Origin of the sequence: Pseudomonas sp. DWP3-1-3b3, from assembly GCF_049896305.1 — a bacterium.
In the GTDB taxonomy this organism is placed as follows: Bacteria; Pseudomonadota; Gammaproteobacteria; order Pseudomonadales; family Pseudomonadaceae; genus Aquipseudomonas; species Aquipseudomonas azotoformans_A.
On the sequence record NZ_JAFCUA010000001.1, the window covers coordinates 953878 to 976337 of the forward strand.

Here is a 22460-nt window from a genome sequence, read left to right on the forward strand (position 1 = left end):
TGTCGCAGTAATTCCAGTTGCTATCCCACAGGCGGCAGTCACTGATAGTGTTACCGTCCCGAGATAGCGCTGACATCGTTCAACACATAGCAAGGCGCGTACCAGAGTGTCGGCTGAGCCGATTCAGCCCACGGTCAATAGAAAAAGATTCAACCGTGCGACATCTTCTTAACAGATCAACCTGTCGCGCACCGTTCCGTCGCACTTAATCGGAGCGCGCGCACATTAATGGAGCAGACATGACCGACCCCTTGATTCTTCAGCCCGCCAAGCCCGCAGACGCCTGCGTCATCTGGTTGCATGGCCTGGGTGCCGATCGCTACGACTTCCTGCCGGTGGCCGAAGCGCTGCAGGAAAGCTTGCTGACTACCCGTTTCGTTTTGCCCCAGGCACCGACCCGCCCGGTGACGATCAACGGTGGCTACGAGATGCCGAGTTGGTACGACATCAAGGCCATGAGCCCGGCGCGCTCCATCAGCCTGGAAGAGCTGGAAGTCTCGGCAAAGATGGTCACGGATTTGATAGAAGCGCAGAAGAGAACCGGAATAGACGCTTCGCGAATTTTCCTCGCCGGTTTTTCCCAAGGCGGCGCCGTGGTCTACCACACTGCATTCCTGAATTGGGAAGGCCCCTTGGGTGGCGTGATCGCCCTCTCCACTTATGCGCCGACCTTCAGTGATGAACTCGAATTGTCCGCCAGTCAGCAGCGTATTCCGGCGCTGTGCCTGCACGGCCAATATGACGACGTGGTGCAAAACGCCATGGGCCGCAGCGCCTACGAGCATTTGAAGACCCGTGGTGTCACCGTGACATGGCAGGAATACCCAATGGGCCACGAAGTGTTACCCGAGGAGATCCGCGATATCGGTGCCTGGTTGACCGCTCGCCTGGGCTGAAAACCACCGTTTATGTAGCCGTATGACAGACGCACTACGCCGCGCCCGATTCTTGCATTACACTGGCCGGCGTACATTCCTTAACCAATTAATGAGATCACCGTGCTCGAAGCACTCAAGAAGATGTTCGGCAAAAGCGAGGCCGAGCCGCTCGCGCCTGTTCCCAGTGCTCCTGTCCCGACAACCGGCAGCCGCAATGACGGCCAACAGTCCGACCGGACTGCGCCTGTCGCCCAGCCGACGACGCCTACGGTGACCGCGCCTGAACCTGTGAAAGACGCTGCACCGGCGCCCAAGCCGCGCCGTGAGCGTGCGCCAAAGCCGCCCGTGATCCCATGGAAACTCGAAGACTTCGTCGTCGAGCCCCAGGAAGGCAAGACGCGCTTCCACGATTTCAAACTGGCTCCTGAACTGATGCACGCCATCCAGGACCTGGGGTTCCCGTACTGCACGCCGATCCAGGCACAGGTGTTGGGCTTCACCCTCGCCGGCAAAGACGCCATCGGCCGTGCCCAGACCGGCACCGGCAAGACCGCCGCGTTCCTGATCTCGATCATCACCCAGTTGCTGCAGACGCCGCCGCCAAAAGAGCGCTACATGGGTGAGCCGCGCGCGCTGATCATCGCCCCGACCCGCGAGCTGGTGGTGCAGATCGCCAAGGACGCCGCCGACCTGACCAAGTACACCGGCCTCAACGTGATGACGTTCGTCGGCGGCATGGACTTCGACAAGCAGCTCAAGCACCTTGAAGCCCGCCACTGCGACATTTTGGTGGCGACACCGGGCCGCCTGCTGGACTTCAACCAGCGTGGCGACGTGCACCTGGACATGGTCGAAGTGATGGTGCTGGACGAAGCCGACCGCATGCTCGACATGGGTTTCATCCCACAAGTGCGTCAGATCATTCGCCAGACACCGCCGAAATCCGAGCGCCAGACCCTGCTGTTTTCCGCGACCTTCACCGAAGACGTGATGAACCTCGCCAAGCAGTGGACCACCGACCCGTCCATCGTCGAGATCGAAGCGGAAAACGTCGCCAGCGAAAACGTCGAGCAACACATCTACGCCGTGGCCGGTGCCGACAAGTACAAGCTGCTCTACAACCTGGTCAACGACAACGGTTGGGAGCGCGTGATGGTGTTCGCCAACCGCAAGGACGAAGTGCGCCGCATCGAAGAACGCCTGGTGCGCGATGGCGTGAACGCGGCGCAACTGTCCGGCGATGTGCCGCAGCACAAGCGTATCAAGACGTTGGAAGGCTTCCGCGAAGGCAAGATCCGCGTGTTGGTGGCCACCGATGTGGCGGGCCGTGGGATTCACATTGACGGCATCAGCCATGTGATCAACTTCACCCTGCCGGAAGTGCCGGATGATTATGTGCACCGGATTGGCCGTACCGGCCGCGCCGGGGCTGCGGGTGTATCGATCAGTTTTGCCGGGGAAGATGACTCGTATCAGTTGCCGTCGATCGAGACGTTGCTGGGGCGCAAGATCAGCTGCGAGACGCCGCCGACGCATTTGCTGCGGGCTGTTGAGCGTAAACGCCCCTAAAGCTGGGATGCGTTAAAAAATGTGGGAGCGGGCTTTTGTGGGAGCTGGCTTGCCTGCGATGGCATCACCTCGGTTCAACTGAAAAACCGAGGCGCCTGCATCGCGGGCAAGCCCGGCTCCCACAAAAGCCAGCTCCCACATTGGGTTTTGTGTTTGGCCTAGGACTTCCAGCGATCCGCTGCGGCGTGGTCGCTACTGCGCCCGTCGACCCAACGCGGACCCTCACTGGTATTTTCCTTCTTCCAAAACGGCGCACGCGTCTTCAAGTAGTCCATCACAAACGCACACGCATCAAACGCCGCCTGCCGATGAGCGCTGGCCGCCGCCACAAACACAATCGGCTCCCCTGGCTCCAGGGCGCCAATGCGGTGCAGCACTTCCAGCTTGAGCAACGGCCAGCGCTGCTCGGCTTCCACAGCGATCTTGGCCAGGGCCTTCTCGGTCATGCCGGGGTAGTGTTCCAGGAACATCCCCGACACGTCGCGGCCGTCATTGAAGTCGCGCACGTAGCCGACAAAACTCACCACCGCGCCCACGCCCACATTGGCCGCGTGCATGGCATTCACCTCAAAACCCGGATCAAACGCCTGGACCTGCACTCGAATGGCCATGCTCAGCCTCCGGTCACCGGTGGGAAGAACGCCACTTCGTCACCCGCCTGCACTGGCTCATCGAGGCCGCACAACGCCTCGTTGCGCGCGCACATCAGGCTGGTCTCGTTGAGTACGGCAAACTCCGGGTCACTGGCCAACGCAAGACGTACCGCGTCGACAGTGGCGAATTCGCCCTCCATCTCCAGCGAATCAAACCCCACCGCCTCGGCGTAACGCGCAAAGAACAATACGTTGATGCTCATGCCTGGTCCGCCTTGAAGTGCCCGCTCTTGCCGCCCAGCTTTTCCAGCAGGCGAATGCTTTCGATGGTCATGCCGCGATCCACGGCCTTGCACATGTCGTAAATGGTCAATGCCGCGACGCTGGCGGCGGTGAGGGCTTCCATTTCCACGCCGGTCTGTCCGGAAAGTTTGCAGCGCGCCAGGATATGCACCGAGTCTGTGCCCTCAGCACTCAGTTCGACCTTGACGCCCGTCAACATCAACGGGTGGCACAGGGGGATCAGATCACTGGTTTTTTTCGCCGCTTGGATCCCGGCGATGCGGGCCACGGCAAACACGTCACCCTTGGGATGGGCGCCGTCGACAATCATTTTCAGAGTCTCGGGCAACATGCGCACCCGGGCTTCGGCCACCGCTTCACGGAACGTCACGGACTTGTCGGTGACGTCGACCATGTGGGCGCGACCTTGGGAATCGAGATGAGTCAGCACAGGGATACTCCTGATCAGGAGCACCGATTGTAAACCTTACACACAATAAATGTGGGAGCTGGCTTACCAGCCCCCACCGTGGCTGCGGTTACAGATGGGATTCGGCGTATTCAGCCAGGATCGAACGTGGAACCCCTTGCAGCGCAATATGCACGCCGTTCGGGAAGTCTTTGAAGCGTTCCGTCAGGTAGGTCAGCCCGGAGCTGGTCGCGGACAGGTAAGGGGTGTCGATCTGTGCCAGGTTGCCCAGGCACACCACTTTGGAACCGGCGCCGGCACGGGTGATGATGGTTTTCATCTGGTGCGGCGTAAGGTTCTGGCATTCATCGATCAAGATCAGGCTTTGCTGGAAGCTGCGACCCCGGATGTAGTTGAGGGATTTGAACTGCAACGGCACTTTGCTGAGGATGTAGTCGACGCTGCCATGGGTGTTTTCGTCATCCATGTGCAAGGCTTCGAGGTTGTCGGTGATCGCCCCCAGCCACGGCTCCATTTTTTCCGCCTCGGTGCCGGGCAGGAAGCCGATTTCCTGGTCAAGGCCCTGCACGCTGCGGGTGGCGATGATGCGGCGATAGCGCTTGGTCACCATGGTCTGCTCGATGGCGGCAGCCAGGGCGAGGATGGTCTTGCCGGAACCGGCGGCACCGGTCAGGTTGACCAGGTGGATGTCCGGGTCGAGCAACGCGTACAGCGCCAGGCTCTGGTAGATGTCACGCGGTTTCAGGCCCCAGGCTTCCTGGTGCAACAGGGGTTCCTGATGCAGGTCGAGGATCAGCAGCTTGTCGACCTGGATCTCTTTGATCCAGCCCACGAAGCCCTGTTCGTCGACGATGAATTCATTGATATGCACGGCGGGCAGATTTTCGATCAGCTGCACCTGGTGCCAGGTACGGCCATGGTCCTGGCGGGTTTCGACCTTGCTGACGCGATCCCAGAACGAGCCAGTGATCATGTGATAACCACGGGACAGCATCGACACGTCGTCGACCAGTTGGTCGGTACTGTAGTCCTCGGCCGCGATCCCACATGCTCGGGCCTTGAGGCGCATATTGATGTCTTTGGTCACCAGCACTACGCGCAGGTCCTTGTCGCGGGCGTGCAGGTCGATCAATTGGTTGATGATTTTGTTGTCGTTCAGATTTTCCGGCAGCAGGCTGTTGGGCTCGCTGCGCTTGCTCATCAGAATCGACAGCAAGCCCTTGGGCCCGCCTTTGCCGCGCTGGATCGGTACGCCGACTTCGACGTCCTCCGGCGACGCTTCGCCCAATGTCTTGTCGATCAGGCGGATGGCCTGGCGGCATTCGGCGGCAACGCTGTGGTGCCCGCTTTTGAGTTTGTCGAGTTCCTCAAGCACGATCATCGGGATGGCGACGTGGTGTTCTTCGAAGTTGAGCAGTGCGTTTGGATCGTGGATCAATACGTTGGTATCAAGCACATAAAGGATTGGCTGGTCGGAAGAAGGGTTACGTCCATGATCATCCATACTCGGTCACCTTTTGTGGGAGCCAGTCGACGCAATACCTGGGCGGTGCTGCGCCTCGATTCGACCACCGACTGCACCTGAGTGACGTCAAGCGCAGTGCCCACCTGAGGAGTCTTGGAAGACGCCACCTGTGCTGCAGGTTTCGGCGATCTGACTTCGTAATACCGCAAAACATGTGACAGAAAAAAGCACTTTGACGCTTTTTTGAAGTTTATTTTTCAGGATGACGAATAGCACTAGCCGAGTACCCCGTACCCCGCTAAAGTCGGAAGTCCGCCTGCTTCGAAATGTCGCAAAAAATCACCCCGGAAACGCCTCATCCCCAACAGGGCCGGGCACTTCATCGAAACGCCTCCCGGCAGTCCTGCCAACCCAGACCACTCTGCGCCGTCGCCTGCAACAGCATGGGTAAAGCCACCCGCGCCTTGTCCTGAGTGTCGTGAAACACAATCACGCCTTTGCGCCACAGCAGCATCAGGGTCAGCACCCGTTGCGCCGATTCATCGGCCTTGAGCTTGCCCGGTTCGTCCTGGGAATCGATGTCCCACAGTGCCACCTGCAAGCCCTGGGCTTGAAAGAAGCCCTGGCTGTCCGCACGACGTTGACCATAGGGCGGACGGAACAGCGGCACGTAGTTTTCCGGCATCAGGTTTTGCGCCAGTGACGCACTGCGGGTGATGGAACTCTGCCAGTCCACCCAATGGCTGTGTGAGCGGTACTGCCAGCCCTGGGTGCCGACGCACTGGCCCTGGTACAACGCCTGCACATCGGCCACCGAACTGCGCTCGACACGGGTTTGCAGGCTGCTGCCGAGGGCGAAGAACGTGGCGTTCATCTTTTGCTTGCGCAGGTAGTCGGTGAGCCAGTCGGTATTGCCACTGACGGGCGCGGGGCCGCCGTCGAAGGTGAGCAGGAACAGGCGGTCGTTGAACTCATCGCCATTGCGCTCATGGTCGCCGAACCGTGCGATTTCGCTACTGATCTGCGGGAACAGCGCGGCCTTGCGCAGCAGCTCGTCCAGGTAGCGCTCATGGAACACATGGCTGGGGTTGGCCCAGCCTATATAGAAGGAGTCTTCACTCACCTCGAACTTGCCGGCCTGCTCGCGCAGGTCGTCCATGTTCTCTACCAGATAGCAGAACGAGGCGTCGACTTCGCAGCTCTGCTGGGCAAACGTGTAATTCTCCAGCAGGCGCTGCCAGAGCTGGCGACGCAGGTCGTCGATGGCGGACAGGTTGATGATCTTCAGGCCCAGACGCTGCTTGAGCGCGGCTTCGTCCTGATTCTCGCTGGCCAGCAGGCTGTGGGCGAACATGAGGATTTCGGCGCGTGAGGCCACGTCGAACAGCGCCGGGCTGCCGAGTTTTTCGGGCCAGGTGCCACGGTCCAGGCTCGCCACATCCACGGGCGCCGCGTGGGCGTTCAGGCATAGCAGACATGCCGATAAGAAAAGCGCTATTCGCACACGGGGTCTCCCTCTCCAGAGTCACCGGCCATCATAGCGGATCATGCCTATCGCCATCATAGGTGGAGTCAAAACGCCCCAGCCCCTAGAATCCCTCCCACGATTACAGGAGACGACTTCATGCTGATGGTGATTTCACCCGCCAAGACCCTCGATTTCGAGACCGCACCTGCGACCCAGCGCTTTACCCTGCCGCAGTACCTGGACCATTCCCAGGAGCTGATCGAGCAACTGCGCGAGTTCAGCCCGGCGCAAATCAGCGAATTGATGCACGTATCCGACAAGATCGGCGGCCTCAACGCCGCGCGTTTCGGCAGCTGGACGCCTGCGTTCACACAGGAAAACGCCAAGCAGGCGCTGCTGGCCTTCAAAGGCGACGTGTACACCGGCCTGAATGCCGAGACGTTCAGCGATGCCGATTTCACCTACGCCCAGGACCACCTGCGTATGCTCTCGGGCCTCTACGGCCTGCTGCGCCCGTTGGACCTGATGATGCCGTATCGCCTGGAAATGGGCACCAAACTGCCCAACGCCCGTGGCAAGGACCTTTACGCCTTCTGGGGCACCCGCATCAGCGAATGGCTCAACGAAGCACTGGCTGAACAAGGCGATGACGTCCTGCTGAACCTGGCCTCCAACGAGTACTTCTCGGCGGTCAAGCGCACGGCCCTCAACGCACGGATCATCAACACCGAGTTCAAGGACCTGAAGAACGGTCAGTACAAGATCATCAGCTTCTACGCCAAGAAGGCCCGGGGCATGATGAGCCGCTTTGTGATCGAAGAACGCATCAACGACCCGGCCAAGCTGAAGGCATTCGACGTGCAGGGCTATCGCTTCAATGCGGAGCAGTCGAAGCCGGATAACCTGGTGTTCTTGCGCGATCACGCACCGGAATAAGGCTCTCGAAAGCACAGGTGTTCGAATGTGGGAGCTGGCTTGCCTGCGATAGCAGTATTTCAGTGACAGATGTGTCAACTGATCCACCGCCATCGCAGGCAAGCCAGCTCCCACATTTTTTATCGCATTCCACCCTTCAAATCGCCATTTTTTTGGCGTCAAAAAACATCTTGACGCATCTCTAACAATTCTTTCACTCGACATCCGTCGTTTTTTTTCGTAGTGGCACCACTTTTTTTAAACACTAGTGGCACAAAACTATCCCCCTCTCCCAACTCCCCACAACTACTGGCCCAAATAGCAAGTGCTATCAATATAATACCAGTGCCATCTTTCCTAATATTTCAAGAAATTTCCGGAAACAGGATGAGCGGCCTGGAACTTCGTCTAAACGCACGGCTCATACCACCGGTAACGAAATTCTCTGTTTCTGTAAGAGATGACTTACATAACGACCCAAGGAAGTAGCAAAGTTGCCCCATCAACTTTGACTCATGGGTCATATCATCAACTGATATGAGTTGAGGGCGGCGATAAGGATGAATTGCTATCCCCTATAGGCCAAGGCAGCGCTTACCTAAATGTGTCAGTGATGACACCCAAGGTGCTGATAAATAAAGGCTTTAAGCCTCTATCTGCACCCTGCGGCACTGGCGTCGGCACCTTCCCCCAGGAAGGCCGGCTGCATTTCAGGGCAAGCCCCAATAACAAGGCCAAGTTGCGCACAACTTGAGTGCAATAGTTAGTCACTCACTAATTAACATGCCTGTACGCGGTAAGTCGGCGTCTATTCGCCCAACTTCCGTGGCATCAGTGACGCTTGCAAACATGAACTCGCCATCTAATTGGCATGATTAACACCGTCTTCAATGACAAAGAGGTAAATGCGATGCGCATCAGCATATTTGGTTTGGGTTACGTTGGCGCAGTGTGTGCCGGTTGCCTGTCTGCCCGTGGCCACGAAGTGGTGGGCGTAGACATCTCCAAGGACAAGATTGACCTGATCAATGCGGGCAAATCGCCAATCGTTGAACCCGGTCTGGGCGAGCTGTTGAGCCAGGGTATTCAGAACGGCCGGCTGCGCGGTACTACCAACTTCGCCGAAGCCATCCGCGACACCGACCTGTCGATGATCTGCGTCGGTACGCCAAGCAAGAAAAACGGCGACCTGGAACTGGATTACATCGAAGCGGTATGCCGCGAAATCGGCCTGGTGCTGCGTGACAAAACCACCCGCCACACCGTGGTCGTGCGCAGCACCGTGCTGCCAGGCACCGTGGCCAACGTGGTGATCCCGATTCTCGAAGACTGCTCGGGCAAAAAAGCCGGCGTCGACTTCGGTGTCGCGGTCAACCCGGAATTCCTGCGTGAATCCACCGCCATCGCCGACTACGACCTGCCACCGATGACCGTCATCGGTGAATTCGACAAAGCCTCCGGCGATGTCCTGCAGTCGCTGTACGAAGAGCTCGACGCACCGATCATCCGCAAGGACATCGCCGTTGCCGAAATGATCAAGTACACCTGCAACGTGTGGCACGCCACCAAGGTGACCTTCGCCAACGAGATCGGCAACATCGCCAAGGCCGTCGGCGTCGACGGTCGCGAAGTGATGGAAGTGGTTTGCCAGGACAAGACCCTCAACCTGTCCCAGTACTACATGCGCCCAGGCTTCGCCTTCGGTGGTTCGTGCCTGCCAAAAGACGTGCGCGCCCTCACCTACCGCGCCAGTTCGCTGGACGTGGAAGCGCCGCTGCTCAACTCGCTGATGCGCAGCAACGAGTCCCAGGTGCAGAACGCCTTCGACATCGTCTCCAGCCACGACAAGCGCAAAGTCGCCTTGCTGGGCCTGAGCTTCAAGGCCGGTACCGATGACCTGCGCGAAAGCCCGCTGGTAGAGCTGGCCGAAATGCTGATCGGCAAGGGTTTCGACCTGAGCATCTACGACAGCAACGTCGAGTACGCCCGTGTCCACGGCGCGAACAAAGACTACATCGAAGGCAAGATCCCACACGTGTCGTCCCTGCTCAACTCGGACTTCGACGACGTGATCAACAACTCCGACGTGATCATCCTGGGCAACCGCGATGAGAAATTCCGTGCCCTGGCGCAGAACGCACCGCACGGCAAGCAAGTGATCGACCTGGTGGGCTTCATGGCCAAGGCCACCAGCACGAGCGGTCGTACCGAAGGCATTTGCTGGTAACAGCAACGGCCAGTTCCAAGCTGCCAGCGTCCTAATCCCCTGCGCTGGCAGCCTGGAGCCTTCTTCACCTTCGGATGACGCTTATGTCCAAGTTAAAACACATATTGCTCCAATCCGCCGGCTGGCTGTTCTTCCTCAGCCTGCTGATGGGACTCGCCCTGCTGCTGCCGGCGAGTACGTTCGACTCCGAGTCGAAGAATTTTATTTTCCTGATTGGCGCCGTCGGCATCTGGCGCTACTCGATGGGCGCTACGCATTTCTTTCGCGGCATGCTGTTCCTGTACGTGGTCTACCCGCACCTGCGCCGCAAAGTGCGCAAGCTGGGCAAGGCCGCCGACCCGTCCCATGTGTTCCTGATGGTCACCAGTTTCCGGATCGATGCGCTGACCACCGCGCAGGTCTACAGCTCGGTGATCCGTGAAGCCATCGAATGCGGCTTCCCGACCACCGTGGTCTGCTCGCTGGTGGAAATGTCCGATGAGCTGCTGGTGAAAAGCCTGTGGGAACGCATGAACCCGCCGGAACACGTGAAGCTCGACTTCGTGCGTATCGCCGGCACCGGCAAGCGCGACGGCCTGGCCTTTGGTTTCCGCGCCATCTCCCGCCACCTGCCGGATGACCGCGCAGTCGTTGCGGTGATCGACGGCGACACCGTGCTCGCCGAAGGCGTGGTACGCAAGACCGTGCCGTGGTTCCAGTTGTTCGGCAATGTCGGCGGCCTCACCACCAACGAATTCTGTGAAGTACGCGGCGGCTACATCATGAGCGAGTGGCACAAACTGCGCTTCGCCCAACGCCACATCAACATGTGCTCCATGGCCCTGTCCAAGCGCGTACTGACCATGACCGGTCGTATGTCGGTGTTCCGTGCCAGCGTGGTCACCGACCCCGTCTTTATCGCCGACGTGGAAAGCGACTCGCTGCAACACTGGCGCCTGGGCCGCTTCAAGTTCCTCACCGGTGATGACAAGTCCAGCTGGTTCAGCCTGATGCGCCTGGGCTACGACACGTTCTACGTGCCAGACGCGGCGATCCATACCGTGGAACACCCGCCGGAAAAGAGCTTCATCAAGGCCAGCCGCAAGCTGATGTTCCGCTGGTACGGCAACAACCTGCGCCAGAACTCCCGCGCCTTGGGCCTGGGTGTACGCCGCCTGGGTCTGTTCACCAGCGTGGTGTTGTTCGACCAACGCGTGTCGATGTGGACCTCCCTGCTCGGCCTGACCGTGGCAATCATCGCCACCTTCAAGTACGGCGGCGCGTTCATCCTCGCCTACCTGCTGTGGATCGGCATTACCCGCTTGATTCTCACCCTGTTGCTGTCGTGCTCCGGCCACACCATCGGTCCGGCTTACCCGGCGATTCTCTATTACAACCAGATCATGGGCGCACTGGTGAAGATCTACGTGTTCTTCCGCCTTGATCAACAGTCCTGGACCCGCCAGGACACCAAACTGACCCGCGATTTGGCCAGCTTTCAACGTTGGTTCAACACCTGGTCGTCTCGGACCATGACCTTCTCCGCCGGCAGCATTTTCGTCGCCGTGTTGCTGATGATGGTCTGACCCTGCCAAGCCTGAATTAACTTAAGGAATGCCCTGATGAACAGCCAAGTAAACGCTAACGTTGTCCACGAATCCGAAGCCCAGCGCCAACATGCCCGGGTCAAGATCCCGGCTAAGCTGCGCTTCTTCAACACCGACCGCACCCAGACCGAAGCACGGGTGATCGACCTGTCCGCCGGCGGCCTGGCGTTCACCGCTACCCAGCCGCTGACCGTCGGCGAAGTGCACAAGGGCCGCCTGCAATTCGTGATCGATAACCTGGGCCTGGCCATGGACGTGGAGCTGCAGATTCGCTCCTACGACCGACAAAGCGGCCGTACCGGCTGCCAGTTCCAGAACCTCGACGCCCAGGATATTTCCACCCTGCGCCACCTGATCACCTCGCACTTGTCCGGTGACATCGTGACCATGGGCGACGTGCTGGCGACCCTGCAACGCGACAATTTCACCAAGGCGCGCAAGGTCAAGGATGGCGGCAGCAACATGACCGCCGCCGGCCGTCTACGCGCCGTGGTGTTCAGCGCAGGCATCTTCATCGTCGGCCTGGCCGCCTTCGGTTTCATCTTCAAATCGGTGTACGGCATGTACTTCGTCAGCCACGCCCAGGCCGGCCTGGTCAGCGTACCCGGCATGAACGTGACCATGCCGCGCGACGGTACTGTGCAAAGCCTGCTCAAAGGTGACGGGGTCGCCGCCAAAGGCGCGCCACTCGCCACCTTCAGCACCAGCATGCTCGATGTGCTCAAGGGCCACCTGGACGAAGACCAACTGCAACCGGCCAAGGTCGAAGAGCTGTTCGGCAAGCAAATGACCGGCACTCTGACCTCGCCTTGCGATTGCGTGGTAGCCCAGCAAATGGTCGCCGACGGTCAGTACGCCAACAAAGGCGACGTGATCTTCCAACTGGTGCCACGCGGCAGCCTGGCCAATGTGGAAGCGCGCTTCACTTATCGCCAGTTCGCCGATGTTCGCCCAGGCACGCCGGTGAGTTTCCAAGTGGCCGACGAAGAACAGATCCGCACCGGCACCATCGTCAGCAGCACCAGCCTGAACAGCGCCGACCTGTCCTCCGACATCCGCGTGCAGATCAAGCCTGACGCACCGCTGGACAGCACCTACGCCGGTCGCCCGGTAGAAGTGACCAGCGACCGTGGCCCCTCGCTGAACTGGCTGATCGATAAAGCCATGGCTGCGGGTCTTTAATCATGAGCGCCCTTCGAAACCTGCCGGTGCCCCTGGCGCTGGCCATCGCCCTCGCCGGTTGCGCCGGCCTGCCCGACCAACGCCTGGCTAACGAAGCTTTGAAACGTGGCGACACCGTCACCGCGCAGCAGAATTACCAGCAACTGGCAGACCTGGGCTACAGCGAGGCCCAAGTGGGCTTAGCTGATATCCAGGTAGGCACCCGCGATCCGGCGCAAATCAAACAGGCCGAAGCCACCTACCGCGCGGCGGCGGACACTTCGCCCCGCGCCCAGGCCCGCCTCGGTCGCCTGCTGGTGGCCAAGCCTGGCAGCACTGAAGCCGAACACCATGAAGCCGAAGGCCTGCTGAAAAAAGCCTTTGCCAATGGCGAAGGCAACACCCTGATCCCGCTGGCGATGCTGTACCTGCAATACCCCCACAGTTTCCCGAATGTGAATGCCCAGCAGCAGATCAGCAAATGGCAGGCAGCCGGTTATCCGGAAGCTGGCCTGGCCCAGGTGCTGCTGTATCGCACCCAGGACACCTACGACCAGCATCTGGATGACGTTGAGCGCATCTGCAAGGCCGCGCTCAACACCACCGACATCTGCTACGTCGAGCTGGCCACGGTCTACCAGAAAAAAGCCGAGCCGGAAAAACAAGCCGAGCTGCTCAAGCAGATGGAAGCCGGTTACAGCCGTGGCACCGTCACTGCACAACGCGTCGACAGTGTTGCCCGCGTACTCGGCGATGCCACCCTCGGCCAGCCGGACGAAAAAACCGCCCAGGCCCTGCTGGAAAAAATCGCCCCTGGCTACCCGGCGTCCTGGGTCAGCCTGGCACAACTGCTCTACGACTTCCCGGAACTGGGTGACGTCGACCAGATGATGAAGTATCTGGACAACGGCCGCGCCGCCGACCAACCGCGCGCCGAGCTGTTGCTGGGCAAGCTCTACTACGAAGGCAAGTGGGTGCCGGCTGACGCCAAGGCCGCCGAAGCGCACTTCGAAAAAGCCGTAGGCAAGGAAGTGGCCGCCGATTACTACCTCGGCCAGATCTATCGCCGTGGCTACCTGGGCAAGGTCTACCCGCAAAAAGCCCTGGACCATTTGCTGACCGCTGCGCGCAACGGCCAGAACAGCGCCGATTTCGCCATCGCCCAATTGTTTTCCCAAGGCAAGGGCACCAAGCCCGACCCATTGAATGCCTATGTCTTCAGCCAGTTGGCCAAAGCCCAGGACACGCCAGAAGCCAATGACTTGGCCACGCAGCTGGAAACCCCGCTGACGCCTGAGCAACGCGCCCAAGGCCAACGCCTGGTGCAACAGGAACTGGCCGCCCGCGGCACCCTGGCCCAGAGCACGCTGCAACTGCACGCCCTGGATGAAGAAGACGACGGCGAGGAATCCCTATGAAGCTCAATCCATTCGTCAAGGCCGGTATCGGCCTGACCTTCGCCCTGCTGTGGTCGTGCCCGACCCTGGCTGCGCTGACCGAAGCCAAGAACTTCGGCCTGGAAGTCAAAGCCACCGCGCAGTCCGAAGACGACCGCGACCTGGGCACGCAGAAAGGCGGCGACGTCAACGGCGTCGGCCTCGACCTGCGCCCGTGGATCTACGGCGAAAGCGGCGCGTGGAGCGCCTACGCCATGGGCCAGGCCGTGGTCTCCAGCGACATCATCGAGACCGACCCGCTGCAGCAGTCGGCCGATGACGAAAACCAGCAGACCACCAACAACGACCGCAAGGCCAAGAAAAACTACTTGGCCATGCGTGAGTTCTGGGTCGGCTACAGCGGCTTCACGCCCTACCCTGGCGAGATCCTCAAGCTGGGTCGCCAACGCCTGCGCAACGACGACGGCCAATGGCGCGACACCAACATCGAAGCGCTGAACTGGACGTTCGACACCACCCTGCTCAAGGCCAATGTCGGCGTTGCCGAACGCTTCAGCGAATACCGCACCGACCTCAAGGAACTGTCGCCCAAGGACAAGGACCGTCAGCACCTGTACGCCGACGCTGCCTACCAGTGGACGCCCGGTCAGTGGATCGGCCTGCGCGGCCACCACACCCATGACAACGGCAAGCTCGACTACCCGGAACCCGGCGTGCCGACCGACTCGTTGGACAAGCGTGAGAACGGCGACCTGAGCTGGCTCGGCATCGAAGCCAACAGCGACGCCTACAACTGGCGCAACACCAATACCGTCAACTACTGGGCCAGCGTCACCGGCATGCGAGGCGACCGTGACACCGTCAACGCGCTGAACGCCGACGGCACTCGCCCAACCAATGCCAAGCGCAGCGATGACGTGAGTGGCTGGGCCACCGACCTCGGCGTGCGTCTGCGCCTTGATCCGCAGTGGCAAGTCGGTGCGGCCTACTCCCGCGCCAGCGCCGAGTACGAGCAGAACGGCCTGCAGAGCAACCGTTCGAACTGGACCGGTACCCAGTCCCGCGTGCACCGCTTCGGCGAAGCCTTCCGCGGCGAGATGAACAACATGCAGTCCATGAGCCTGTTCGGTTCCTGGCAGCTGCGCGAGGACTATGACGCAAGCCTCGTGTACCACAAGTTCTGGCGTGTCGACGGCAACAAGCCGGTCGGCAGCAACGGCATCGATGCGGTGCAGAACAACACCGACGACGTGACCGGCGCGATCCTGTCCAGCACGTCCCTGCCGCTTGAAGACGGCAAGAAAGACCTGGGCCAAGAGATGGACCTGGTCGTCACCAAGTACTTCAAGACCGGCCTGTTGCCGGCTGCGCTGAGCCAGTCGATTGACGAGCCGTCGGCCCTGGTGCGTTTCCGTGCCGGTGTGTTCAAGCCGGGTGACGCCTATGGCAGCCAGGTCGATTCGTACATGCATCGCGCCTTTGTCGACGTGATCTGGAAGTTCTGATGGGAGCCTGCGCAATGAACCCTCAAGCCCTCAAAGGCTCGGCCCTGTTGGCAGCAGCGATGCTGCTGGCAAGCGGTGCTGCCCTGGCCGATGTCGCGCCGCAGGCGAAAGCGCCGACCATCGCCAAAGAGCTGCAACAGGCCAAGACCTACACCATCTCCAGCCCGCCGACCGCGCCGCTGGAAATGGCCAAGCCGGCCCTGCCGGATCTGTCGGGCTACACCGATGCGGCGATGGAAAAGAAAATCGTCAGAAGCAAGCCAGGCAAGATCAGCCTGCGCCGCATGATGCAGGAAGACGCCCTCAAGGACTTCATCGGCGGTGATAACAAGATGGCCGAGTGGGTGGTACGCCAGCACGGCATTCCCCAAGCGATTTTTGTCGACGACGGCTACATGAACCTCAAGGATCTGCTGGGTAAAGTGCCCAAGCAGTACCTGAGCGAGACCTCGCCGGGTGTGATCGTGGCCAGGCTGCCGATCGTGGTTGGCCGCAAGGGCATCCTGGAAATCGACAAGAAGACCCAGGAACTGCGTTTGTCCCAGGAAGCCGGTTCGTTCCTGATCAACGACGGCCAGCTGTTTGTGCGTGACACCAAAGTCACCGGCTGGAGCGAAAAGGCCAACGGTCCGGCGCTGTTCAAGTCGCCCAAGGAATTCCGCCCGTTCCTGCTGGCCTGGGGTGGCACCGAGACGTATATCTCCAACACCAAGATGGCCAGTTTCGGCTACGCCAACAGTAAGTCGTACGGGGTGAGTATTTCCCAGTACACGCCGAACATGGCCAAGGTGCTCAAGCGTCCCGAGCCGACCGGCTGGATCATCAACTCCGAGTTCTCGGACATGTGGTACGGCTTCTACTGCTACGAGACCACGAACTTCGTGATCAAGGGCAATACCTACAAGGACAACATCGTCTACGGCATTGACCCCCACGACCGTTCCCATGGCCTGATCATCGCGGACAACACCGTCTACGGCACCAAGAAGAAGCACGGCATCATCATTTCCCGAGAAGTGAACGACAGCTTCATCTTCAACAACCGCAGCTACGACAACAAGCTCTCGGGCCTGGTACTGGACCGTAACAGCGTCAACAACATCGTGGCCGACAACGAGTTCTACCGTAACCACACCGACGGCATCACCCTCTATGAGAGCGGCGACAACCTGCTGTGGGGCAACAAGGTGATTGCCAACCGTCGCCACGGTATCCGCGTGCGTAACAGTGTGAACATCAAGTTGTACGAGAACACCTCGATGGCCAACGGCCTGACCGGGCTGTACGGCCACATCAAGGACCTGACCGACACCGACCGTGACATCGCCCTCGACCCGTTCGACGCCAAGGTCTCGCTGATCGTGGTCGGCGGTGAACTGGCGGGTAACGGCAGCGGGCCGCTGTCCATCGACTCACCGTTGAGCGTGGAGCTGTACCGCGTGTCGATGCTGGCGCCGACCAAATCCAGCGGTATCAGCTTCAACGGCGTGCTGGGCGATCGCCAGGAAGAGATTCTCGACCTGCTGGTGCGCCAGCAAAAAGCCGTGCTGATCGACCCTGTCGAACGCCAGACCGAATTGCAGGACTGAGGATGACCCTTATGCACCCACACATGATCAAACTGCTGAGCCTCTCGGGTCTGACCCTCGGCCTGCTCGCGGCCAGCCAGGGCGTGCGCGCCGACGAAATCAAGGCGCCGACCTTCACCGCCGAGCCGTGCTGCAGCCTGTGCCCGGCCGCCCACGATGCGCGCAACTACACCACGCGCTACCAGCAGAACTTCACCACCCTGGTACAAGCCCAGGGCGACTGGCTGTTCCGGACCCAGGAAGACCTGCGCACCGAATTCGACACCACTCCGGCCGGCTACAAGCGCATGCAACAGCTGCACGATGCGTTCAAGGCCAAGGGCGTGGAACTGGTGGTGGTCTACCAGCCGACCCGTGGCCTGGTGAACCGCAACAAGCTCAACCCAGAAGAGAAAGCCAAGTTCGATTTCGACAAGGCGCTGGGTAACTACAAAACCATGCTCGGCCGTTTCGCCAAGATGGGCTACGTGGTGCCGGACCTGTCGCCGTTGACCAACGAGCAGTTGCCGGACGAGTTGCCGGCCCACGATTTCTACTTCCGTGGTGACCAACACTGGACTCCGTATGGCGCCCAGCGCACCGCGAAAATCGTCGGTGAGAAAGTACGCGCCATGCCGGAGTTCGCGGATATTCCGAAGCGCGAATTCGAGACCAAACGCTCCGGACGCATGGGCAAGACCGGCACCCTGCACAACATGGCCGGGCAACTCTGCGGCACCAGCTACGCGATCCAGTACATGGACCAGTTCACCACCGAGCCCAAGGGCGAGGCAGGCGACGGCGACCTGTTCGGCGATTCGGGTAACCCGCAGATCACCCTGGTGGGCACCAGCCACAGCGGCAAGAACTACAACTTCGCCGGCTTCCTGGAACAGGAAATCGGCGCCGACATCCTCAACGTCGCCTTCCCTGGCGGTGGTCTTGAAGGCTCGATGATCCAGTACCTGGGCAGCGACGAATTCCAGAAGACCCCGCCAAAAATCCTCATCTGGGAGTTCTCGCCGCTGTATCGCCTGGACCAGGAGACCATCTACCGCCAGATGATGTCGCTGCTGGACAACGGCTGCGAAGGCAAGCCGGCACAGATGACGGCCAGCACTTCGTTGAAGCCCGGCAAGAACGAATTGATGGTGAACAGTTCGAACAAAGACCTGCGTAATGCCAATCACCAGGTTGATATCCGCTTCGCCGACCCGTCGGTGAAAACCCTGCAAGCCACCCTCTGGTACATGAACGGGCGCCACGAGGACATCAAGATCGAGAAACCCGAAACATCCGATACAGACGGGCGTTTCGCCTTCGAACTGCGTACCGATGAAGACTGGGCCTCGCAGAACTTGCTGGCCGTGGAAGTCCAAGGCCCGGAAGCAGGCCAGGCTGCGCAGAAGGTTGAAGCGAAAATTTGCACACGCAACGTATTCCCAGCGGGCGGTCAACAGACTGCCTCGACAGGGCAATGAGGTTACCTATGCAGAAGTTATTGATTCCAACGCTGCTGGGCCTGGCGATGTTCGCCGGTTCAGTCAACGCCGCCGCGCCACTGCGTCCGCCACAGGGCTATTTCGCCCCCGTGGAAGCATTCAAGACCGGCGACTTCAAGAATGACTGCGACGCCATGCCGGCGCCGTACACCGGCTCGCTGCAATTTCGCAGCAAGTACGAAGGTTCGGACAAAGCCCGCGCCACCCTGAATACCCAGTCCGAAAAAGCCTTTCGCGACAGCACCGCCGATATCACCAAGCTGGAAAAAGACACCAGCAAGCGCGTGATGCAGTTCATGCGCGACGGTCGTCCGGAACAGTTGGAATGCACCCTGAACTGGCTGACCAGCTGGGCCAAGGCAGACGCACTGATGTCCAAGGACTTCAACCACACCGGCAAGTCCATGCGCAAATGGGCGCTGGGCAGCATGGCCTCGGCCTATGTGCGCCTGAAGTTCTCCGACTCGCACCCGCTGGCCAACCACCAGCAGGAGTCGCAGCTGATCGAAGCCTGGTTCAACAAACTGGCCGATCAGGTGGTGAGCGACTGGGACAACCTGCCGCTGGAAAAAACCAACAACCACTCTTACTGGGCTGCCTGGTCGGTGATGGCCACGTCCGTCGCCGTCAACCGTCGCGACCTGTTTGATTGGGCCGTGAAGGAATACAAGGTCGGCGTGAACCAGGTCGACGACCAAGGCTTCCTGCCCAACGAATTGAAGCGCCAGCAACGCGCGTTGTCGTACCACAACTACGCGCTGCCGCCGCTGTCGATGATCGCCAGTTTTGCCCTGGTCAACGGTGTCGACCTGCGTCAGGAAAACAACGGCGCACTCAAACGCCTGGGCGACAAAGTTCTGGCCGGGGTGAAAGACCCGGAGATCTTCGAACAGAAGAACGGCAAAGAGCAGGACATGAAGGACTTGAAACAGGACATGAAATTCGCCTGGCTCGAACCCTTCTGCACCCTCTACACCTGTGCGCCGGATGTGCTCGAGCGCAAGCACGGGATGCAGCCGTTCAAGACGTTCCGCCTCGGGGGTGACCTGACCAAGGTCTACGACCCGACGCATGAAAAAGGCAACAAAGGCAGCTGATTGAACGCAATACAACCTCCCCCGAAATCGTGGGGGGGGTTTGGGGGGGCTGTAGCCCTTGACTGTTGGTTAAACATGGAGAGATCGGGATGGTTTTCTCGTCCAATGTGTTCCTGTTTCTGTTCTTGCCGATCTTTCTCGGCTTGTACTATTTGAGCGGGCAACGCTATCGCAACTTGCTGCTGCTGTTGGCCAGCTACGTGTTCTACGCCTGGTGGCGAGTGGACTTCCTGGCGCTGTTCGCCGCAGTGACGCTATGGAATTACTGGATCGGCCTCAAAGTCGGTGCAGCCGGCGTGCGCACCAAGCCGGCCCAGCGCTGGCTGCTGCTCGGCGTGGTGGTTGACCTGTGCATCCTCGGCTACTTCAAGTACGCCAACTTCGGCGTCGACAGCATCAACGTCATGATGAAGTCGGCCGGCCTGGAGCCGTTCATCCTGACCCACGTGCTGCTGCCGATCGGGATCTCGTTCTACATCTTCGAGTCCATCAGCTACATCATCGACGTGTACCGTGGTGATACCCCGGCGACCCGCAACCTGATCGACTTTGCGGCGTTCGTGGCGATCTTCCCGCACCTGATTGCCGGCCCGGTGTTGCGCTTTCGCGACCTGGCCGACCAGTTCAACAACCGCACCCACACCCTCGACAAGTTCTCCGAGGGCTGCACGCGGTTCATGCAGGGTTTCATCAAGAAGGTGTTCATTGCCGACACCCTCGCGGTGGTGGCTGACCATTGCTTCGCCCTGCAAAACCCAACGACGGGCGATGCCTGGCTTGGCGCGCTGGCCTACACCGCGCAGCTGTACTTCGACTTCTCCGGCTACAGCGACATGGCCATCGGCCTGGGCTTGATGATGGGTTTCCGCTTCATGGAAAACTTCAAGCAGCCGTACATCAGCCAGTCGATCACCGAGTTCTGGCGGCGCTGGCACATCAGCCTGTCCACCTGGCTGCGTGACTACCTGTACATCACCCTGGGCGGCAACCGTAAAGGCACGCTGACCACTTACCGCAACCTGTTCCTGACCATGCTGCTCGGTGGCCTGTGGCACGGCGCGAACATCACCTACATCGTCTGGGGTGCGTGGCACGGCATGTGGCTGGCGATTGAAAAAGCCATCGGCCTCAACACTTCGCCGCGCAGCTTCAACCCGGTGCGTTGGGCCTTCACCTTCCTGCTGGTGGTGATGGGCTGGGTAATCTTCCGCGCCGAGAACCTGCACGTCGCCGGCCGTATGTACGGTGCGATGTTCAGCTTTGGCGAGTGGTCGCTGTCAGAACTCAACCGCGCCAACCTCACCGGCCTGCAAGTGGCAACCCTGGTGGTGGCGTACGCAACCCTGGCGTTCTTTGGCCTGCGCGACTTCTACACCAATCGCCCTGCCGAGAAGACCGAGAAAACCCAGCCGGCCGACCCGAGCCTGATCAAGGCCGTACCGGGCGACAACCCAGGCAGCATCCACGAACCCGGCTTCACCGTGGGCCAGGATGCCGCCGTGCAGCCGGCCTACTGGACCGCTGACTGGCCACGCTACGCCATGCGCGCTGCAGTGCTGCTGCTGTTCGTGGCGTCGATTCTCAAACTGTCGGCGCAGAGTTTCTCGCCGTTCCTTTACTTCCAATTCTGAGGGAGCCGACCATGACCCGTTCATTACGCGTCCTCTATATCGGCTTGTTCCTGGTGGTGCTGCTGGCCCTGGGCGCCTGGTCGCTGCGCAGTTTCTTCGGTTTCAGCACCAATGCCGACGCCACCGTGCTCAATGGTCGCTGGACCAAAGCCGTCGAGACCCACTACGACGACGAGTTCCCGATCAAGCGCATCGGCACCAACCTGTGGGCAGCGCTGGACTACAAGCTGTTCAATGAAGGCCGCCCTGGCGTGGTGCTGGGCCGCGATCACTGGTTGTACAGCGACGAGGAGTTCAACCCCGCCGTCAACGAAGACCAGAACCTGCAAGGCAACTACGCGCTGGTCGAAGGCGTGCGTCAGAAGCTCAAGGCCCAAGGCATTCAACTGGTGATGGCGATTGTGCCAGCCAAGGTGCGCCTGTACCCGGAACACCTGGGTGAAGTGAAACCGGCCAGCATCCACGCCAACCTGTATGACGACTTCCACGCCCGTGTCGCGGCCGACAAGATCATCGCCCCGGACCTGCTCGGCCCGTTGCAACAGGCCAAGCTCGGCGGCAAGCAAGTGTTCCTGCGCACCGACACCCACTGGACCCCGGACGGTGCCGAAATCGCCGCCAAGCAGTTGGCCAAGACCATCGCGGACAAGACGCCACTGAGTGGCGAGCCACAGCGCTTTGTCACCGAGGCGGAAAAAACCGAGCCGCACAAAGGCGACCTGCGTCTGTTCCTGCCGCTGGACCCGCTGTTCGAAAACCTGATGCCGCCGAAAGAGCCGCTGGAAAAACGCGTGACGCACCTGGCCGAAACCAAAGGTGACGACGCCCTGTTCAGCGACAGCGAAACCCCAGTGGCCCTGGTGGGCACCAGCTACAGCGCCAACCCCAACTGGAACTTCGTCGGCGCCCTCAAGCAAGCCTTGGGCAGCGACGTGGTCAGCTACGCCGAAGACGGCCACGGCCCGATCCTGCCGATGCTCAGCTACCTCAAAAGCGATGACTTCAAGAACAGCCCGCCCCAGGTGCTGATCTGGGAGTTTCCTGAACGTTATCTGCCCGTGAACAACGAAATCGGTGATGCCGACCCCGCGTGGGTTGCGCAGCTTAAACAAGCCGGTTCGCGCCAACAGAACATGGCTATCAACACTAAATCCGAGACGCCCGACCGGGCGCAAAACTGAAAGAG

18 protein-coding genes are annotated in these 22460 nt (G+C 60.2%); 13 read left to right on the top strand and 5 right to left on the bottom strand.

What is annotated here, in order from left to right:
* Window positions 1-239 precede the first annotated feature (239 nt).
* Both ACP7BX_RS04650 and rhlB read left to right on the top strand, forming a co-directional pair.
* Window positions 240-896 carry an alpha/beta hydrolase gene (locus ACP7BX_RS04650; RefSeq protein ID WP_426128257.1) on the top strand — a complete coding sequence of 219 codons (657 nt, stop codon included), beginning with the start codon at window positions 240-242 and terminating at the stop codon, window positions 894-896.
* Window positions 897-998: 102 nt separating this feature from the next.
* Entirely contained in the window at window positions 999-2447 is a 1449-nt protein-coding gene (gene rhlB / locus ACP7BX_RS04655) for an ATP-dependent RNA helicase RhlB (RefSeq protein WP_426128255.1), read from the top strand.
* A gap of 158 nt (window positions 2448-2605) precedes the next feature.
* Here rhlB and moaE read toward each other — a convergent pair whose 3' ends face one another.
* The 5 genes from moaE to ACP7BX_RS04680 all read right to left on the bottom strand — a co-directional run bounded on the left by moaE (window position 2606) and on the right by ACP7BX_RS04680 (window position 6721).
* Window positions 2606-3058, bottom strand: coding sequence for a molybdopterin synthase catalytic subunit MoaE (gene moaE / locus ACP7BX_RS04660; protein ID WP_426128254.1), 453 nt, complete (start codon window positions 3056-3058; stop codon window positions 2606-2608).
* A gap of 2 nt (window positions 3059-3060) precedes the next feature.
* A complete protein-coding gene (gene moaD, locus ACP7BX_RS04665) occupies window positions 3061-3303 on the bottom strand; it encodes a molybdopterin converting factor subunit 1 (RefSeq protein WP_426128252.1) in 243 nt (80 codons plus the stop codon).
* Window positions 3300-3773 carry a cyclic pyranopterin monophosphate synthase MoaC gene (moaC, locus tag ACP7BX_RS04670; RefSeq protein ID WP_426128250.1) on the bottom strand — a complete coding sequence of 158 codons (474 nt, stop codon included), beginning with the start codon at window positions 3771-3773 and terminating at the stop codon, window positions 3300-3302. The genes moaD and moaC overlap by 4 nt, the downstream gene beginning before the upstream one ends.
* An 88-nt stretch (window positions 3774-3861) precedes the next feature.
* Window positions 3862-5256 (bottom strand): PhoH family protein, encoded by a 1395-nt coding sequence (locus ACP7BX_RS04675; protein WP_016978207.1) that lies wholly within the window; start codon window positions 5254-5256, stop codon window positions 3862-3864.
* A 340-nt stretch (window positions 5257-5596) separates the two neighbouring features.
* Window positions 5597-6721, bottom strand: a complete 1125-nt coding sequence (locus ACP7BX_RS04680; protein WP_426128248.1) for a polysaccharide deacetylase family protein — start codon at window positions 6719-6721, stop codon at window positions 5597-5599.
* Window positions 6722-6841: 120 nt separating this feature from the next.
* Here ACP7BX_RS04680 and yaaA point away from each other — a divergent pair, with 120 nt between their 5' ends.
* The 11 genes from yaaA (at window position 6842) to ACP7BX_RS04735 (ending at window position 22455) form a co-directional block, all read left to right on the top strand.
* Complete coding sequence (yaaA, locus tag ACP7BX_RS04685; protein WP_426128246.1) at window positions 6842-7621, top strand: peroxide stress protein YaaA; 780 nt, start codon at window positions 6842-6844, stop codon at window positions 7619-7621.
* Between the two features lie 889 nt (window positions 7622-8510).
* Window positions 8511-9827, top strand: coding sequence for a nucleotide sugar dehydrogenase (locus ACP7BX_RS04690; RefSeq protein WP_314528619.1), 1317 nt, complete (start codon window positions 8511-8513; stop codon window positions 9825-9827).
* Window positions 9828-9910: 83 nt separating this feature from the next.
* Window positions 9911-11392 (top strand): mannuronan synthase, encoded by a 1482-nt coding sequence (gene alg8 / locus ACP7BX_RS04695; RefSeq protein WP_426128244.1) that lies wholly within the window; start codon window positions 9911-9913, stop codon window positions 11390-11392.
* A 36-nt stretch (window positions 11393-11428) separates the two neighbouring features.
* Window positions 11429-12595 (top strand): PilZ domain-containing protein, encoded by a 1167-nt coding sequence (locus ACP7BX_RS04700; protein ID WP_426128242.1) that lies wholly within the window; start codon window positions 11429-11431, stop codon window positions 12593-12595.
* Window positions 12596-12597: 2 nt separating this feature from the next.
* Window positions 12598-13992, top strand: a complete 1395-nt coding sequence (algK, locus tag ACP7BX_RS04705; RefSeq protein ID WP_033899571.1) for an alginate biosynthesis TPR repeat lipoprotein AlgK — start codon at window positions 12598-12600, stop codon at window positions 13990-13992.
* Window positions 13989-15476, top strand: a complete 1488-nt coding sequence (locus ACP7BX_RS04710; protein WP_133074605.1) for an alginate export family protein — start codon at window positions 13989-13991, stop codon at window positions 15474-15476. The genes algK and ACP7BX_RS04710 overlap by 4 nt, the downstream gene beginning before the upstream one ends.
* Window positions 15476-17065: a mannuronan 5-epimerase AlgG gene (gene algG / locus ACP7BX_RS04715; protein WP_314528629.1), complete on the top strand. Its 1590-nt coding sequence runs from the start codon at window positions 15476-15478 to the stop codon at window positions 17063-17065. Before ACP7BX_RS04710 ends, algG begins: the two co-directional genes overlap by 1 nt.
* Before the next feature lie 11 nt (window positions 17066-17076).
* On the top strand, window positions 17077-18525 hold the full coding sequence (locus ACP7BX_RS04720) for an alginate O-acetyltransferase (RefSeq protein ID WP_426128239.1): 1449 nt from the start codon (window positions 17077-17079) through the stop codon (window positions 18523-18525).
* An 8-nt stretch (window positions 18526-18533) separates the two neighbouring features.
* Window positions 18534-19643, top strand: a complete 1110-nt coding sequence (locus ACP7BX_RS04725; protein ID WP_095014772.1) for a mannuronate-specific alginate lyase — start codon at window positions 18534-18536, stop codon at window positions 19641-19643.
* 89 nt (window positions 19644-19732) lie between these two features.
* Entirely contained in the window at window positions 19733-21274 is a 1542-nt protein-coding gene (locus ACP7BX_RS04730) for an MBOAT family protein (RefSeq protein ID WP_314528633.1), read from the top strand.
* Window positions 21275-21285: 11 nt separating this feature from the next.
* Complete coding sequence (locus ACP7BX_RS04735) at window positions 21286-22455, top strand: alginate O-acetyltransferase (RefSeq protein WP_426128236.1); 1170 nt, start codon at window positions 21286-21288, stop codon at window positions 22453-22455.
* Window positions 22456-22460 lie beyond the last annotated feature (5 nt).